At 52.7% G+C, this 18212-nt stretch carries 11 protein-coding genes; 1 reads left to right on the top strand and 10 read right to left on the bottom strand.

Annotated features, from left to right (window positions below):
- Nucleotides 1–3: 3 nt before the first annotated feature.
- From glgA to malP, 6 genes are all read right to left on the bottom strand, one after another.
- Nucleotides 4–1434 carry a glycogen synthase GlgA gene (glgA, locus tag U0008_RS20310; protein WP_043489468.1) on the bottom strand — a complete coding sequence of 477 codons (1431 nt, stop codon included), beginning with the start codon at nucleotides 1432–1434 and terminating at the stop codon, nucleotides 4–6.
- A gap of 76 nt (nucleotides 1435–1510) precedes the next feature.
- The gene (glgC, locus tag U0008_RS20305) at nucleotides 1511–2794 is read right to left on the bottom strand and encodes a glucose-1-phosphate adenylyltransferase (RefSeq protein ID WP_025799356.1); all 1284 of its coding nucleotides are present in this window, start codon (nucleotides 2792–2794) and stop codon (nucleotides 1511–1513) included.
- A gap of 63 nt (nucleotides 2795–2857) precedes the next feature.
- Nucleotides 2858–4837: a glycogen debranching protein GlgX gene (gene glgX / locus U0008_RS20300; RefSeq protein ID WP_043489465.1), complete on the bottom strand. Its 1980-nt coding sequence runs from the start codon at nucleotides 4835–4837 to the stop codon at nucleotides 2858–2860.
- Entirely contained in the window at nucleotides 4821–7049 is a 2229-nt protein-coding gene (gene glgB, locus U0008_RS20295) for a 1,4-alpha-glucan branching protein GlgB (protein ID WP_043489463.1), read from the bottom strand. Before glgB ends, glgX begins: the two co-directional genes overlap by 17 nt.
- Nucleotides 7050–7392: 343 nt before the next feature.
- A complete protein-coding gene (gene malQ / locus U0008_RS20290) occupies nucleotides 7393–9531 on the bottom strand; it encodes a 4-alpha-glucanotransferase (RefSeq protein ID WP_043489563.1) in 2139 nt (712 codons plus the stop codon).
- 35 nt (nucleotides 9532–9566) lie between these two features.
- The gene (malP, locus tag U0008_RS20285; protein WP_043489460.1) at nucleotides 9567–11975 is read right to left on the bottom strand and encodes a maltodextrin phosphorylase; all 2409 of its coding nucleotides are present in this window, start codon (nucleotides 11973–11975) and stop codon (nucleotides 9567–9569) included.
- A 563-nt stretch (nucleotides 11976–12538) separates the two neighbouring features.
- On the opposite strand from malP, the gene malT reads away from it, so the two are divergent.
- Nucleotides 12539–15253 carry an HTH-type transcriptional regulator MalT gene (gene malT / locus U0008_RS20280; RefSeq protein WP_043489458.1) on the top strand — a complete coding sequence of 905 codons (2715 nt, stop codon included), beginning with the start codon at nucleotides 12539–12541 and terminating at the stop codon, nucleotides 15251–15253.
- A 67-nt stretch (nucleotides 15254–15320) separates the two neighbouring features.
- On the opposite strand, the gene U0008_RS20275 is transcribed toward malT, so the two are convergent.
- From U0008_RS20275 to U0008_RS20260, 4 genes are read right to left on the bottom strand one after another with little or no spacing between them, the layout of a single operon-like run.
- Nucleotides 15321–15884, bottom strand: coding sequence for a YagU family protein (locus tag U0008_RS20275; RefSeq protein ID WP_043489455.1), 564 nt, complete (start codon nucleotides 15882–15884; stop codon nucleotides 15321–15323).
- A gap of 26 nt (nucleotides 15885–15910) precedes the next feature.
- Entirely contained in the window at nucleotides 15911–16597 is a 687-nt protein-coding gene (locus U0008_RS20270; protein ID WP_043489453.1) for an L-ribulose-5-phosphate 4-epimerase, read from the bottom strand.
- On the bottom strand, nucleotides 16597–17457 hold the full coding sequence (locus tag U0008_RS20265) for an L-ribulose-5-phosphate 3-epimerase (protein ID WP_043489451.1): 861 nt from the start codon (nucleotides 17455–17457) through the stop codon (nucleotides 16597–16599). Before U0008_RS20265 ends, U0008_RS20270 begins: the two co-directional genes overlap by 1 nt.
- 10 nt (nucleotides 17458–17467) lie before the next feature.
- Nucleotides 17468–18124, bottom strand: coding sequence for a 3-keto-L-gulonate-6-phosphate decarboxylase UlaD (locus U0008_RS20260; RefSeq protein WP_096388616.1), 657 nt, complete (start codon nucleotides 18122–18124; stop codon nucleotides 17468–17470).
- Nucleotides 18125–18212: the final 88 nt, after the last annotated feature.

Raw genomic sequence — 18212 nt, 5'->3', positions numbered from 1 at the left:
TGGCTAAAGTCGGCGGTAGAGATCTAAATAGCTCACGGCCGCTTTTTCCCAGCTGAAGTTTTGCGCCATGGCTTGGCGCTGCACGTAGCGCCACAGCGTTGGGCGCGTCCAGAGAACAAAGGCGCGGCGTAGCGCATTCGACAAATCTTTGGCATCACAATCATTAAAGACAAAACCGCTGGCGCTGCCTTCGGAGAGATTTTCCAGCGAGCAGTCGTTCACCGTGTCGGCTAAACCGCCGGTATGGCGCACCAGTGGCAGGGTGCCGTATTTCAGTCCGTACAGTTGGGTCAGCCCGCAGGGCTCAAAGCGGCTCGGAACTAAAATAACGTCGGATCCCGCAATGATTCGATGTGAGAAGGCTTCGTGATAACCGATTTGCACGCCAACCTGACCGGGATAGGCGGCCGCAGCGGCCAGAAATGCCTCTTGTAAAGGAGCGTCGCCCGCACCGAGCAGCGCTAGCTGCCCGCCGCCGTTTAATAGCGTGGGCAGCGCTTCAAGCACTAAGTCCAATCCCTTTTGGCTGGTTAAACGGCTGACAACCGCAAAGATCGGTTTCTCCGGATCGACGTCTAAACCCATGGCGGTTTGCAGATGCTGTTTGTTTAGCGCCTTCTCTTTGAGATTTTCCCGCTGATAGCAGTTGGCGATGAGTTTATCGGTCGCGGGATCCCAAATAGCATCATCAACGCCGTTGAGAATGCCGCTAAGCCTGCCTTCGCGTTCAAGCTGCTGTAATAGCCCTTCCATGCCATAGGCGAATTCAGGGCGGGTGATTTCTTTTGCATAGGTAGGGCTGACCGTGGTGACGTGATCGGCGTAAAACAGCCCGGCTTTTAAGAATGAGATTTGGCCATAGAATTCCAGCCCATAAATCTGGAAGAAATCCTGTGGTAGATACAGCTCAGCCATGTGATGGGCTGAAAATAAGCCCTGATAGGCAAGATTGTGCACGGTAAATACAGAGCGAGCAGGGCGACCACGCGCCGCCAGATACGCGCAGGCAAGGCCTGCATGCCAATCATGAGCATGAACGACCTGTGGACGCCAAAAGTGGTCACAGCCGCTGGCTAGCTCTGCCGCAACCCATCCCAGCAAACCGAAACGCCGATTGTTGTCAGAGTAGGCATACATCGCCTGATCGTGATACGGGCTGCCGGGGCGGTCATAAAGATGCGGGGCATCAATCAAATAGATACCCACGCCTTGATAATGACCAAAACGCAGCGTAACGCGACCGGCAAAGGTATCCAGCGTGGCGACTTCATGGGTTTCAGGGATACCCTCTTTCAGCGCCGGAAACCCAGGGAGAAGAACGCGGACATTCGCTCCCTGAGCAATTTGCGCAGCAGGCATTGCACCGACAACGTCGGCTAATCCACCTGTTTTAAGCAGGGGAAACAGTTCGGAACAGACGTGCAATACGTACATCGGTAGTCCTCAGTCAGAGTGGCGGTTGCTCCCATCCGCTTTTCTGTTTGCAGGGAGCTACATCCACAATTTCATCTCATAAACGAGCCAACATTTCGCGCGTGACCAAGACAACGCCGCCTTCAGAGCGGTAAAAACGCTTGCTATCTTCTTCTGCGTTTTCGCCAATCACCATGCCTTCAGGCAGAACGCAGGCGCGGTCGATAATGCAGCGGCGTAGGCGGCATGAGCGGCCAATGTTGACGTCAGGTAATAAAACAGATGAATCAATGGTGCAGAACGAATTAACGCGAACCCGAGGGAACAGCACCGAGTGAACGACCACGGAGCCTGAAATAATGCAGCCGCCTGATACCAAGGAGTTCATGGTCATGCCGTGGCTGCCTGAACGGTCTTGGACAAACTTGGCGGGCGGCAGTGACTCCATATAGGTTCGAATTGGCCAGCGTTTGTCGTACATGTCGAGTTCTGGCGTGACTGAAGCCAAATCGAGATTGGCGCGCCAATAGGCATCTAGGGTTCCAACGTCGCGCCAGTACGGGGCCACGTCGTGCTCGTCGGTGCTGGTAACGCAGGAAAGCGTGAAGGGATGCGCCCATGCTTTTCCCTGAGCGGTAATTTTGGGGATCAGGTCTTTACCAAAATCGTGGAAGGAATCCGTGAGGCTCATGTCTTCTTCCAGCAGCTGATAAAGATATTCTGCGTTAAACACATAAATACCCATGCTGGCGAGCGACATATCTTCGTTGCCGGGCATGGCGGGTGGATTCTGTGGTTTTTCCAGAAACTTCAAAATCTGGTGATCGTCGCCAACTTCCATCACACCAAATTCGCTTGCCTCGCTACGCGGCACGGGGATACAGGCCACGGTACATTCTGCACCGCTCTCCACGTGGTCGATCAGCATGCGCGAATAGTCCATTTTGTAGATATGGTCGCCAGCAAGAATAACCACAAATTCAGCGTCATAGCGCCGAATGATATCCAGATTTTGATACACCGCATCGGCGGTTCCTTTGTACCAATGTTCTGAGGCATCGCGCTGCTGAGCGGGCAGGAGATCGACAAACTCATTCATTGACTCGTTCAGGAACGACCAACCACGCTGAATGTGCTGCACCAAGGTATGAGAGTGATATTGGGTGATTACCCCAATGCGACGGATGCCTGAGTTGATGCAGTTCGATAGCGCAAAATCGACGATACGAAATTTACCGCCAAAGTGAACGGCCGGTTTCGCACGCGTTTTGGTGAGATCCTTCAAGCGAGAGCCGCGGCCACCTGCCAGAATCAGGGCCACAGACTGCTGAGGTAATTGACGGGCCAACATCAACTGGTTCTGATTTTCTGACTTAACCATTTCTGACTCCTTGTTTTTATGCGTGCAGTCCGCTCTTTAGGCCTTGGACTGCGCGTTGTAGGGCTATGAACGAATCAGTACGCATATGCTGTGTGCAGGCATGACCACGCGTTCAGTGTTGTTTACGGTATCCAATGCGTTGAATGGCGCAGACGCTTGCCAATGACCCGCAGGAAGGCAAACCTCAGCGTCGTTCTGCGCTGGATTCACGATCATTAACCAGTCGCCAGATAGCTGAATCTGTAGCAGTGACGGACCGATAGCCTGCCATTCATCGGGCGTGAGCGGCTGTGCATGGGCGTTCAGCCAGACCACGTTGCCATCGTTTTCATCCCACCACCGGTTGGCGCAGAGCGCGGGTATGCGCTTACGCAGCTGAATTAGCGAGGCGGTGTACTCCGTTAAGGCGGTATCTGCGCAGGACCAATCTAGCCAAGCGATTTCATTGTCTTGGCAGTACGCATTGTTATTGCCTTGCTGACTGTGACCCATTTCATCTCCGGCCAGAATCATCGGTGCGCCTTGTGAGAGCAGCAGCGTGGCAAGCAATGCCCGCTGGCTACGGCTTCTTCGGCGCTGAACGTCCTCATCGGCGTCTATCCCTTCCACGCCGTGGTTGTTGCTGTAATTGCTGTTAGTGCCGTCGCGGTTTTCCTCGCCGTTAGCCAGATTATGTTTGTCGTTAAAACTCACTAAATCGTGCAGCGTAAAGCCGTCGTGAGCGGTGATTTGGTTAATGCTCGACGACGGTGCGCGCCCGTGATGGCGAAATAACTGGCTTGAGGCTGCAAAACGCTCGGCAAACGCGCCTGCGCTGACAGAGCCCTGTAACCAAAACTGGCGAACTTCATCCCGATAACGATCGTTCCATTCCGAAAAGGTGAGAGGAAAATGCCCTAACTGGTAGCCATTGGGGCCGATATCCCACGGTTCGGCGATGAACTTCACCCGAGAGAGAACAGGATCTTGGGCGATGGTAATAAACAACGGCGCATGCCGATGAAAATCAGCGTTGCGTCCAAGCACGGTGCCTAAATCAAAGCGAAAACCATCCACATGGCACTCTTCAACCCAATAGCGCAGGCAGTCCATGACCCACTGCACGCTATGCGGCTGCGTTAACCTCAGCGCGTTGCCACAGCCGGTCCAGTTTTCTAACGCGCCTTGCGCGTTTCGCCAGTAATAGCTGCGGTTATCGATGCCGCGCAATGACACCATCGGGCCGGTCTCGTCCAGCTCGGCGGTATGGTTAAACACAACATCGAGAATGACTTCAATTCCGGCGGCGTGCAGCGCTTTGACCGCGTCGCGAAATTCACTCAACGGGGTGGTCTTGCTGCGGCCAGAGTGAAAGCTAGGCTCGATGGCAAAAGGGGCGAGAACGTTGTAGCCCCAATAGTTGGTTAGGCCGATTTTCTGTAAACGAGGCTCGTCGGCGTGAAGCTGTACCGGCAGCAGTTCCAACGCGGTAATGCCTAAACGTTTTAGGTATTCAATCATCACCGGATGAGAAAGAGCGGCGTAGCTGCCGCGTAATTCCTTTGGAATTCCCGGATGTTGCTGGGTAAGCCCGCGGACATGAGCTTCATAAATCACGGTATCCCCCCATAAAACATGAGGGGGACGATCGTTCTCCCAGTCGTAGATCTCTTCATGCACGATGCAGTGGGGGACGACATCGCGATCGTCACGCCAGTCTGGCTCGTGTAGGCCGCCACACAGGCGATCGTCCAAGGGTAATGTGCCCGTGAGTTCGCGAGCGTAAGGATCGATCAGCAATTTAGCGGGGTTAAAGCGCTGGCCCTTTTCAGGACGCCACGAGCCATGAACGCGATAACCATATTCCAACCCCGCTTTTGCCCCAGGTAACAGCCCGTGCCAAACGTCGCCGCTGCGTGCCGGAAGCTCGTAGGATTCCTGATGCCCAGTTTTGTCAAAAATGCACAGCTCAACCCGCGTCGCGTGAGACGAGAAGAGCGCAAAATTGACGCCTTCAGGCGTGATGTGGGCTCCCAACGGGCCCGGATTACCGGGTTTTAGCATCAGACACAGCCTCCGAGGATGGCGCTGGTTGAGGCGCTAGCTGCAAATAGAGCGTGGCCAGCGGTGGCACGGCGATCTCAATAGAATATTGACAGCCGTGGCTGCCAACGGGTTGGCTATCAACGCCGCCTTGATTGCCCACATTGCTGCCGTGGTAATAGTAAGAATCGGTGTTCATGATTTCTTGGTAGTGCCCTGCATGCTCAACACCGATGCGATAATGCTCGCGCGGTACCGGCGTGAAGTTGCTGACAACCAAAACTTCGTTGCCTGTTTCATCGCGGCGAACGAAGGCAAACACCGAATTCTCATGATCGTCGACGACGCGCCAGTGGAAGCCGCGCGCATCACAATCCCAGCGATGCAGCGCCGGATAGTCTCGATAGCAATGGTTGAGATCGCGCACCAGCCGCTGTACGCCGTTGTGCCAGTTGTCTTCACCTTCTAGCAAATGCCAGTCAAGGCTGGTCTCGAAATTCCACTCGCGGCCTTGGGCAAATTCACAGCCCATAAACAGCAGTTTTTTGCCCGGATGAGCCCACATAAAGCCGTAGTAGGCGCGCAAGTTGGCAAATTTTTGCCATGCATCGCCGGGCATTTTGTCGAGCATGGAGCGTTTACCGTGCACGACTTCGTCATGCGACAGCGCCAGTACGAAGTTTTCACTCCATGCGTACAGCAAGCCAAACGTCATTAAGTTATGGTGATATTTACGATGGACCGGATCGAGCTTCATGTAGTCCAGCGTGTCGTGCATCCAGCCCATATTCCACTTGTAATGGAAGCCCAAACCGTTGGCGTCTGGCGGCAGCGTAACGCCGGGAAAATCGGTGGACTCTTCTGCCATCGTGACGGCGCCGGGGCGCTGTTCACCGATGGTTTTATTGGTATAGCGCAGAAAATCGATGGCTTCGAGGTTATGGTTTCCGCCGAAGCAGTTTGGGATCCATTCTCCCTCTTTGCGGCTGTAATCGCGGTGGATCATCGACGCAACGGCGTCTACGCGCAGGCCGTCAATGCCGTAACGCTCCATCCAGTACAGCGCGTTTCCGGCTAAGAAATTGCGCACTTCATAGCGTGAATAGTTATAAATCAAGGTGTTCCAATCCTGATGATAGCCTTCGCGCGGATCTGAATATTCATATAAATCGGTGCCGTCGAACTCTGCCAGCCCCCAAGTATCGCTAGGGAAATGGCCGGGAACCCAATCCAGCAGCACGTTGATCCCCGCTTCATGGGCTTTATCCATAAAGTAGCGGAAGTCTTCTGGCGTACCGAAACGGCGAGTTGGCGCGTACATGCCCAGCGGCTGATAGCCCCATGAGCCATCGAACGGGTGTTCGTTAATCGGCAGCAGTTCGATATGGGTGAAGCCCATGTCTTTGACGTAGGGCACCAGCTGTTCTGCCATTTCACGATAGCTGAGCCAGAAGTTGTTATCGCTGTGGCGTCGCCATGAGCCTAAATGCACTTCATAGATGGAGACCGGCGCGTTGAGCTGATTAGCCGCGCTGCGTTTTGCATCCGGTGGAACTTTGTCTGGTAATGGGGTCACTAGCGAGGCGGTATCTGGACGCATTTGTGCTTCAAAGGCATAGGGATCGGCTTTAAGCACGGTGTTGCCATGTGCATCAATAAGCTCGAATTTATACAGTTGACCCGCCTGCACGCCGGGAATGAAAAGCTCCCAAATGCCGCTCTCTTGTCGGATACGCATGGGATGGCGGCGGCCGTCCCAAAAATTAAATTCGCCAACCACGGAAACCCGCTGCGCATTCGGTGCCCAAACGGCAAAGCTGACGCCGCTGATATCAGCCAGATGCGTGGGGTGGGCACCTAAACTTTCATAGGGACGTAGATGTTTACCTTCGGTGAGCAGCCAATTATCGACTTCGCCGAGTAAGGGGCCAAAACGGTAGGGGTCTTCAATAATTTGTTGATGATCGTTCCATGCGACGTTGAGCAGATAATCAAACGGATTTTTACGGCGAGGCAACAGGCCCGTAAAAAAGCCGCGTTCGTCGATCAGATCAAGCTGAGCAACCATACGCGTTGTTTTGCGGTCGAGCACCTGCACGGACGTTGCATCAGGCAGCAGAGCGCGTACCACCAAACCTTTGGAGGTTTGATGCATGCCTAAGATAGAAAAAGGGTCAGCACAATGACCCGCTAGAAGCTGTTGCAGCATTTGACTGCTGGGAAGTACGGACATGGCATTCTTCCTTAGATTCACAGCATGAATCCATCATTCAATCATTCGTTTCTGAATAATTGCTAATAGACATCATGCCCGCCATTCAGAATATTTTTTGTGAGTGTTACTCGATAATTTTTGAGTAAAAACACAAAGGCACAAATCGCTACAGCATCACCGCCTGCTGGCTTTTTTATTGGGTGGCTAACTTATAAATTAACCATTTTTAAGCATAGCCAGCTTTTCTAGATACATTTGCTAAACGGAGGGTTATTTTTTGTGATATCGAATGGGAAAAAAGTATTAGCGGAAAAATAGACCGCGAAAATCGTTTTCACGGTCTATTGGCAGAGACGTTGAGTTAAGCCGCAGAAACCTTGCGGCGGCGTTTATCTAAATCGCTGATAAGCAGATTAATATCAGGATCGCTAAACATCTGTTCTAGGGTTTGGGTAAGCTTACGCCGCCAGTTAGGATATTGGTCGCTGGTACCCGGAATATTGACGGGCTTTTCCATATCCAGCCAATCTTCTGGCTGTAGGCCGAGTAAAGCGCTGGCGCTATCCGCCACGTAACGCTGCAAACCACGGTTGAGGACCGGACTCATGGCTAAGCGGTCAGCTCGTCGCCCAACCTTTTGCGGTATACAGCCATATTGATGCAGACCATCTAGCAATCCTTGCTTAGCCGCCTCGCGATCCTGATGCAGTTTTCTCAGCACCTCAAGATCGGGATAAAGCCCCAGCTCCCTGCCCAAATGCAAATCATCGGCTTGCCAATAGCCGCGCAGCGTTGGCAGATCGTGGGTGGTGATGGTTGCCATCGCTTGTACGGTGTATGACTGCGGCGCGCGGAAACTGTTTTCCTGATCGTGCTCAAAATAGAGGACTTTGTAGGAGTAGACGCCACAATCACGCAGTTTAGCGATGATTTCAACGGGCACCGTGCCGAGATCCTCACCGATAACCATGCACTGATTGCGCTGGCTTTCTAGCGCTAAAATGGCCAGTAAATCATCAACCGGATAGCGCACATAGGCGCCTTTATCGGCGGTTTCGCCATAGGGGATCCACCACAGGCGCAGCATCGACATGACGTGATCGATACGTAATGCGCCGCAGCAGGTCATGTTCGCGCGCAGCATATCAATGAACGGCTGATAGGCCCGCGCTGCCATCACGTGGGGATCCATCGGCGGAAGTCCCCAGTTTTGCCCCAGTGGGCCAAGAATATCCGGCGGTGCGCCTACCGAGGCTTTCAGGCAATATAGCCCGGTTTCACCCCAAGTTTCAGCACCACCTTCGGCGACGCCAACGGCGAGATCGCGATACAGCCCAATCGGCATCTTTTGTTGCTGGCAAACTTCGAAACATTCTGAAAGCTGGCTGTAGGCGAGCCATTGCAGCCAGAGGTAGAAATCGACTTTATCCGCGTGCTGACGGCAAAAATCGGCTACGCTGCTGCTGTCTGCGCTGCGCAGATTATCGGGCCATACTGGCCAGCCCCACATGGTGGGATCTTGGGCATTCAGATGCGCATGTAATGCATCGAACGCTGCTTGCTGGTACAGGCTATGACCGCCTTGTTCAACAAACTGACGGAACGCTTTCAGGCGCTTATGGCTGCCTTTCTGCTGGATAAACGCGGGGAATGCGCGCTGTAGCGCATTGATCTTTAGCGAGATAACGCTGGAATAATCGACCCATTCGCTGGCGCGAGCTTCGCTTAGGCGTCGCTGCGTTTCAGTATTGTTCCACCACGTTTGTGCTTCGTCACTGAGCTTAAACTCTTCGACTTGGTTGACATCAATGTAGGCCACGTTCAACCAGCGACGCGAGGATGGGCTGTAGGGGCTGGCACTTTCTGGGTTAGCAGGGTAGAGCGAATGGATCGGATTAAGGCCGACAAACGCTCCGCCACGCTTCGCCACGTTTAGCACCATCTGTTTGAGATCGCCGAAATCGCCGATGCCCCAATTATTATCAGATCGCAGCGTATAAAGCTGTACGCAGGCACCCCAAAGTTTACGGCCGGTCAGCAAGGCGTCTGGCTCATAACAGCGTTGAGGTGTCACGATAATCTGGCAAGTCCACTGCTGCGTTTCATCGCTTAACGTGAGCTGATGATAGCCCAGCGGTAGGTCACGCGGCAGCGTCAGCGTTTTGCGTCGCTGTATTTTTCCTTGGAAACGAGTCGCGGTAGGTGCCGATTTATCTGACGAGTGGGCTTCTAGCGCGAGCGTCCAAGTGTATTCTCCGGTGATATAAAGATTGAGAATGCATGGGCGGCCTTGGGTAAACACCATCACCGGCGGAACCGGTGAGCCGACCTGAGTCGGCGTGAAGGGATGCATCGCTTCCAGCAGGCGCTGCTTGGTTTCTGCACTGATCGCCTGTTGTTTGCCATGAGCATTGATATAGCTGGCCGCGATACCGGCTTCCGCCGCCAGACTTTCCAGCAGCTTCCGCTCGGCCTGCTGGTGCTCCGTTATTTGTTCCATTGGTGGCGTTGTTTTCTCTTGCATGGAACAGCTCCTTAACGCTTTGCCTGCCAGATTCTCTTCTGGTAATCGCGGATTGACCGGTCAGAGCTGAACATACCGACGCGTGCGGTATTTAAAATTGTGGCGCGTGTCCATTGCTCTTGGTCGCGATACAAGACGTCCACTTCCTTTTGCGCGCGGCAGTAGTCAGCAAAATCAGCCAAGACTAAGTAAGGGTCACCGCCGTCTAACAGGCTATGCAGCATTTGATCGAACGCTTGCTTATCGCCGTTGCTGTAATGACCTTTTGCCAACTCATCCAGAATCAATTTCAGCTGCTTATCTTTACGATAAATCGCCTTAGGCTGATAGCCTTTGGCGAGCGTGGCTTTCACCTGCTCTACGGTTTGGCCGAAGATAAAGATATTTTCCTCACCCACTTCCTGCGCAATTTCGACGTTCGCACCATCCAGCGTGCCGACGGTTAATGCGCCGTTGAGGGCGAGCTTCATGTTGCCGGTGCCTGAGGCCTCTTTGCCCGCCGTGGAGATCTGCTCAGAGATATCAGCCGCAGGGATCATGAGCTCGGCGACAGAAACACGATAGTCAGGAATGAATGCGACCTGAAGACGTCCTTTCATCAGCGGATCGTTATTGATCTTCTCCGCGACTTTGTTGATCGCGTAGATAATATTTTTAGCCAAATAGTAGCCAGGAGCGGCTTTTGCGCCGAACAGGAAAACGCGTGGTACGCGGTCAGCCTGAGGGTTGTCGCGTAGTTCGTGATAGAGCGCCAGAATGTGCAAGAGATTCAGGTGCTGGCGTTTGTATTCGTGCAGGCGTTTGATTTGCACATCAAAGATCGCATCGACATTAAGCTCCAGACCCATCACGTTTTTAACGTATTTGGCTAATGCGATTTTGTTGTCACGCTTGATGGCCTGATATTTTTGGCGGAACTTCGCATCGTCGGCATAGGATTCAAGGCCTTTGAGCACGTCTAAATCGTTAGCCCACTCTTTTTTCAGCGTCTTGTCGATAAGGCTCGCCAGCGCAGGATTACACTGTTTTAGCCAACGGCGCGGCGTGATGCCGTTGGTGACGTTATGGAATTTGTTGGGCCAGAGCTGGTGGTATTCAGGGAACAGATCTTTAACCACTAAATCAGAATGCAGCTGGGCAACGCCGTTGACCGCAAAACCGCCCACCACGCATAGGTTAGCCATGCGCACTTGTTTATCGTAGTGAACGGCCAGTTTAGCCCATACCGCTTCATCGTTAGGCCATTGCTTTTGAACCAGTTTTTTGAAGCGCGCATTGATCTGCTTGATGATGTCAAAGTGGCGTGGCAGCAGGCTGCGAACTAAGCGCTCGTCCCAGCATTCCAGCGCTTCAGGCATTAACGTATGGTTGGTATAGGCAAAGGTGTTGCTGGTGATGGCCCACGCTTCATCCCACGACATTTGATGTTCGTCTAGCAGCACGCGCAGCAGTTCGGGGATCGCAATTGTTGGGTGCGTGTCGTTGAGCTGAATCACCTCATATTTCGGTAAGTCGGCCAGCTTGCGGCCTGCCAGATGGTGTTTGTGCAGAATGTCAGCCACGGAGCAGGCGCAGTGGAAATATTGCTGCATCAGGCGTAAGCGTTTACCGGCCTGATGGTTGTCATTGGGGTAAAGCACTTTGGTGAGCTTGGCAGCTTCAATACCGTCGCTTTCTGCTTTGAGGAACTCGCCATCGTTGAACTTAGTCAAATCAAACGGGTGCGCATGAGTGGCCTGCCACAGGCGTAGCGGTTGGCTCACGCCGTTGTGATAGCCCAGAATCGGTAAATCCCATGCTTCGCCGCGCAGCGTGAGCGCTGGCTGCCATCGCATTGAACCGTCTGGCTGTTTGACCAGCTTACCGCCAAAGTTAACGTCTACGTTCAGGGCGCTGTTATGGCGGAACCACGGGTAGCTTTCGCGCTCCCAGTTGTCTGGCGCCTCCATCTGGTGACCTTCGCTAAAGGACTGACGGAAGAGGCCATATTGATAGCACAAGCCATAGCCTGTTGCCGGTTGTTCAACGGTTGCCATGGAGTCCAAGAAGCAGGCCGCTAAACGACCTAAGCCGCCGTTGCCCAACGCGGGATCGGTTTCTTGCTCCAATAAATCGCTGAGCAGAACGTCATGCGCTGCGAGAGCTTTTTCTACGGCGTCATACCAGCCCAGATTAATCAAATTGTTTGCGGTTAAGCGGCCAATCAGAAACTCCATGGATAGGTAGTTAACATGGCGCAGTTCGCTTTTTGCCACGGCCTTTGGCTGCGGTAATGCAGACAGCTGCTCGGCAATTGCCGCACTCACAGCCTGCCACCATTGATGCTCCGTCATCTGGTTTGATGCGGTTAGTCCGAAGTGCTGCCATTGGCGGGTCAGCGCCGCCAAGAATACGTCCTTATCAAATGGTATGTGCGACATATCAGTCTCTCTCAAAGCATAAAGTTCAGGAATTGACGTTATCCTGCCGACCCACCGGTTTTATAACATCCTCCCGAAGGGGGATGAGGCGGGGAGGAGGGGCGGGGCGTAGGCAAAACTGTGATCCAAACCCGTTATATTCCGCGTCACAGGCGTGTAAATTCAGCTCTGATTACCAAGATGTAGCCCATAAAATCGACAAAGGCTGTGCAATAAACTCGCAACTAAAGGATTAAGAATAGGAGCAAAAATGTTCCTATGTCGAGGGAAGCCGTGCTGAAATGCGGCTTCGCGCCAGCAAGAGAAAAAGATGAAGCGCTAACCTAAACAGAGAATCAATGAAACCGTACTGAGTCATTTTCTCAGCAAAGATGTAAGAAGATGTGAGAAGTGTGATCGACTGCAATTTCCTGCTACCTAGTCGTCATGCTCTGTTGCATTAATTGGTGTGATATCCCAAGTTAAACAGGACTAATTAATTACGAAGCGCGAAATAATTAAGCAATATTTAAAACTTATATATTGCTGTGGTTTGCTTTGGGCTTTCTTTGTGGGAATTTACCATGCTCATTCCGTCGAAATTAAGTCGCCCTGTGCGACTGCAAAATACGGTGGTACGCGAACGGTTATTAACCAAGCTTGCGTCAGCCGGTAACTACCGTCTGGTGCTGGTTAATGGGCCGGCGGGGTATGGTAAAACCACGCTATTAGCGCAGTGGGCAGAGGAAAATGCGCATTTAGGTTGGTTCTCTTTAGATGAGAGCGACAACCAGCCCGAGCGCTTTGCCAGCTATCTGATTGCGGCCTTGCAGCAAGCTACCGGCGGACATTGCAGCAAAAGCGAAGCAATGAGCCAAAAACATCAGTACGCCACGCTGTCGGCGTTATTTGCCCAGCTTTTTATTGAGCTTTCAGATTGGTCGGCACCGCTATGCTTGGTTATTGATGATTATCATCTGATCACTAATGCGCAAATCCATGAGGCGATGCGCTTTTTCCTGCGCCATCAGCCAGATAATCTCACCGTCATTTTATTGTCACGCACGCTTCCCCCACTGGGCATCGCTAATTTACGCGTGCGCGAGCAGCTTTTAGAAGTGGGCACTAAGCAGCTGGCCTTTACTCATCAAGAAGCATCACAATTTTTCAATCATCGTTTGAAAGCGCCGATGGCAGACACTGAAAGCCATCAGCTGTGCGATGAGGTTGAAGGTTGGCCGACGGCGCTACAGCTGATTGCGCTTTCCGTGCGCCAATCAACCACCACGGCGCAAGAGTCAGCGCGACGTTTAGCGAAGATCAACGCTAGCCATCTTTCTGATTATTTGGTGGATGAAGTGCTCGATCGCGTTGATGCGACGACGCGTAACTTTTTGCTGCGCTGCTCAGTGCTGCGTTCGATGAATGATGTGTTGCTGACTCGCTTAACCGGTGAGGATAACGGTCAACAGCAGTTGGAAGAGCTTGAGCGGCAGGGGTTGTTTATTCATCGAATGGACGCCGATGGCGAATGGTTTTGCTTCCATCCATTATTTGCCAATTTTTTACGTCAGCGCTGCCAATGGGAACTGGCAGCAGATTTGCCCGATCTTCATCGTCGAGCGGCGCAGGGTTGGCTCGATCAGGGCTTTCCCGCCGAGGCAATCCATCATGCATTAGCGGCAGGCGACGTCGAGATGCTGCGCGATGTGCTACTCCAGCATGCATGGGAGCTGTTCCATCAAAGCGAGCTTTCGTTGCTGGAAGAGTGCTTAAAAGCCCTGCCGTATGAAAAACTGATTCAAAACCCTCGATTGGCGCTGCTACAAGCGTGGCTGGCACAGAGCCAGCATCGTTACAGCGAGGTGAATACTCTGCTGGAGCGCGCTGAGCATGAAATGCATGTGCAGAAAATTGAAATAGATGGTGTGATGTTAGCCGAGTTTGATGCATTACGGGCACAGGTGGCGATCAACGATGGTCGCCCTGACGATGCCGAACGGCTGGCCGTGGAAGCGTTAAAACATTTGCCGATCAGCAGCTATTACAGCCGTATTGTTACCAGTTCGGTGATGGGGGAAGTCCACCACTGCAAAGGTGATTTAGCCCGTGCGCTGCCGATGATGCAACAAACGGAGCAGGTTGCGCGTCGCCATCAGGCCTACCATTACGCGCTGTGGGCGATGCTGCAACAAAGCGAAATTCTCATTGCGCAGGGCTTTTTACAAGCGGCCTATGAGACTCAAGACAAAGCTTTTGAGCTGATCCATGAACAGCATTTAGAGCAATTGCCGATGCATGAATTCCTGTTGCGAATTCGCTCGCAGGTTTTGTGGTCGTGGATGCGTTTAGACGAAGCCGAAGAAGCCGCCCGTAAAGGTCTGGAAGTGCTAGCGAACTATGAACCACAGCAGCAGCTGCAATGCTTGGCGATGTTAGCCAAGTGCTCTTTGGCGCGTGGCAATCTGGACAACGCTAACCAATATTTGCGGCGCTGTGAGAATTTATTGCAGGCTGGTCATTACCATCGAGACTGGCAAACCAATACCGACAAGCCGCGGGTGATTGCGTGGCAGATGACCGGCGACCGTGCTGCCGCTACGCAGTGGCTGATGCAGGCGGAAAAACCATCGCGGGCAGATAACCATTTCCTACAAGGGCAGTGGCGCAACATTGCGCGAGTACAAATTCTGCTGGGACGCTATGAAGAAGCCGAAGTGGTGCTCGATGAGCTAAACGAAGAGGCCAGGCGTTTGCGCTTGGTGAGCGATCTCAATCGTAACCTGCTGCTGTGTAATTTGCTGTATTGGAGCACCGATCGCAAAAGCGAAGCGCTGCGCGTATTGATTGAAGCGCTAAGTTTGGCTAATCGTACCGGTTTTGTCAGTCATTTCGTGGTTGAGGGCGAAGTGATGGCACAGCAGCTGCGTCAGCTATTGCAGCTCAATACGCTGCCAGAGCTAGATCAGCACCGCGCTCAGCGCATTCTGCGTGATATCAACCAGCATCATCGGCATAAGTTTGCGCATTTTGATGAGGGCTTTGTTGAACGACTGCTCAATCACCCACAGGTGCCGGAGCTGATTCGTACCAGCCCGTTAACCCAGCGAGAATGGCAGGTTCTGGGGCTGATTTATTCTGGCTATAGCAATGAACAAATCGCCGGTGAACTTGACGTTGCCGCAACCACCATTAAAACCCATATTCGTAATTTGTATCAAAAGCTCGGCGTTGCGCATCGCCAAGAGGCCGTTCAACAGGCGCAAAATATTATGAAAATGATGGGGTATGGCGTGTAGTTAACCCCATCTAACCTTCCCCTTTGACAGGGAAGGCCAGCGAGGGCTACAGGAGAATGGACTAGATTTACCGACTCATGGCCGTGATAGGTACTTCTGCATCTGGCTCATGGGTAATTCGGTTACGCAGATCGCGGCGAATCAGCTCAATTGACCAGAACCAAAAGAGATGCCCCAAAATCTCCGAGATATATTCATCAACGGGGAGTTGAGACAGCGGCGGTGTGAGCCCCAGCAAGGGGAAACTAATACCGTGAACCGCAATCGTTGAAATAATTCCCGCCATCAGTCCTTGCCACATTTTCACCTTTGGGAAACGTTCTGCCACGATGCAATAGCCGATGGCAAAGACCAATGAGAAGATAATGTGAGTCACCATCACTGGATTAATAATATGTTCTGAGAACGTATACACCGTCGTGGTTGGATCGATGCCAAGATAATCACGTAAAAACAGATAGGGCGGATTAAACTCAGCGCGGCCATCGGTAATCGTTCGTGGCGGTAGGGGAACTTCAGCCCCCCATTTCACAAACGCCGACATAATCCCCGTGGCAAAACCGACCAGTGTTGCCACACCATAGCGACGACGTGCCGGATTGCTTTGCACAAATAACGCGTTAATTGTCATGGTAGCCTTCCTTAGATATCAAAGAATTACTTCTGCCCGTAATAGGCATTCGGCCCATGTTTGCGGCTGAAATGCTTATTCATCAGATATCCGTCAATGTGGCGTAGCCGTGGGTTAATACCACAGGCAATCCACGCCATTTTTGCCACCTCTTCCATCACGACGGCGTTATGCACTGCATCGACGGCATCTTTGCCCCATGAGAACGGCCCATGCTGATACACCACGATCCCAGGCGTATGCAGTGGGTTGGTATCGCCCAGCGTTTCCACAATCACTTTGCCGGTGTTGAGCTCATATTCCCCTGCAACTTCAGCGGCGGTTAGGGCGCGAGTGCAGGGGATATCACCAAAGAAATAGTCTGCATGGGTAGTGCCAAGCGCGGGAATGGATAACCCTGCCTGCGCCCATGCGGTAGCGTGAGTGGAATGGGTGTGCACAATGCCGCCGAGGTGTGGATAGCGGCGGTAGAGTTCAAGGTGCGTCGGCGTATCGGAGGAGGGACGATAGCGGCCTTCGACGATATTGCCCTGAAGATCTACCACCACCATGTCTTCAGCCTGCATGGTTTCATACGGCACGCCGCTCGGCTTGATAACTACCAAACCGCGCTCGCGATCGATCGCGCTGACGTTGCCCCATGTGAACGTGACCAGACCGTAATGAGGGAGGGCCATATTGGCGTCAAAAACCTGCTGTTTGAGCTGCTGCATTAGAGAGTCTCCTCAACCTGAAGCCCGGCGTTGGTCATACGTTGTTTCACCCAGTCGCGTGCGGCCTTAACTTCTTTGACCGGATCGGCAGCCGTTTCACTCCACATTTCAATCAGATAAGGGCCACAGTAGCCGGTTTCTTTGAGGGTGGTAAAACAGCGTTCAAAATCAACGACGCCGGTACCAAACGGTACGTTTTTGAATACGCCTGGCTGAGTATCTTTGACATGAACCGCCACAATGTGGCCGCTTCCAGCCTGTAATTCCATTTGCACATCGTTATCCCACGCAGAGAGATTGCCGATGTCTGGATAGAGCTGGAACCAAGGATTATTCAGATAATGGGCATAGCCCATAGCTTTACTGATTGAATTCATCAGCGGGTAGTCCATGATTTCCATGGCCAACGTGACCTGAGCACGGCTAGCCATCTCGACCGACTGTTTCAATCCTGCGCGGAAGCGTTCGCGGGTCGCGTTGTTGGCTTCTTGATAGTAAACGTCGTACCCTGCGAGCTGGATCACCCGAATGCCGACGTCTTGTGCCAAGCGAATAGCCTTGCGCATGATTTCTAGGCCTTGAGCACGAACGCTGTCGTCTTCAGAACCCAAAGGGAAACGGCGATGCGCGCTTAGGCACATCGAGGGGACGCGCACGCCGGTTTGGGCAATGGCGTTCACCAATGCCAAACGCTGTTCACGACTCCAGTCAAGCCGTGCCAGACGTGCATCGCTTTCATCAACTGACATCTCGACAAAATCGAAACCGAGTTCGGCTGCTAACTGCAATCGAGGCAGCCAGTCTTCTCCCGCAGGGAGCGCTTTTTCGTAAATTCCGAGAGGAACGGCTTTCTGGAGCATGATATTTACCTTAGCCCCACAGCTGGGCGATAGAACGTTTGAATTGGCGAGCCGCTTCAACTGGGCTTGCGGCATCGCGAATGCTACGGCCAGCGATAAATACGTGAATTGGGATGCCTTTAAACAGCGGCAAATCTTCTAACGCCAATCCACCGGTGACGGTGACTTTAAAGCCCATATCGGCGAGGCGGCGGATAGCGGAGATATCGGCTTCACTCCATGCAACGCCAGCGGCCTGCGCATCACGGCTGCGGTGATAAACCACCTGCTGAATGCCTGCGGTACGCCACTCTGCGGCTTGTTCCCACGTCCAAAAACCGGTCAGCTCAATTTGCACATCGCCGTTGAACTCTTTCGCGGTGTCGAGTGCACCTTTGGCGGTGTTGATATCGGCGCAGCAAATAACGGTGACCCAATCCGCGTTGGCTTCAAAGCACATGCGCGAAAGAATTTTTCCTGCGTCGGCGATTTTGGCATCGGCCAGTACGATTTTGTGTGGATAGAGCGCTTTTAGATCGCGAACGGCGCGCACGCCTTCACCAACGCAAAGGATTGTGCCGACTTCAATAATATCGACCTCTTCCGCAATCAGGCGGGTGGTTTTATACGCGTCGTCTAGGGTTTGGTTATCTAAAGCAACTTGCAGCATCGGTAATGAATGAGACATTTTTCTACTCCAAAAGCCAATTTTTGGCATGATCTTCCCTAGCCTCCCGTTTTAAGGGAGGAGCAAATTGGTACATTGCATTCCCTCC

This window comes from Hafnia alvei (assembly GCF_034424155.1).
Classification (GTDB): Bacteria; Pseudomonadota; Gammaproteobacteria; order Enterobacterales; family Enterobacteriaceae; genus Hafnia; species Hafnia alvei.
Note: the sequence above shows the minus strand (reverse complement) of the source record. Positions and strands in the feature narration are given on the sequence as shown.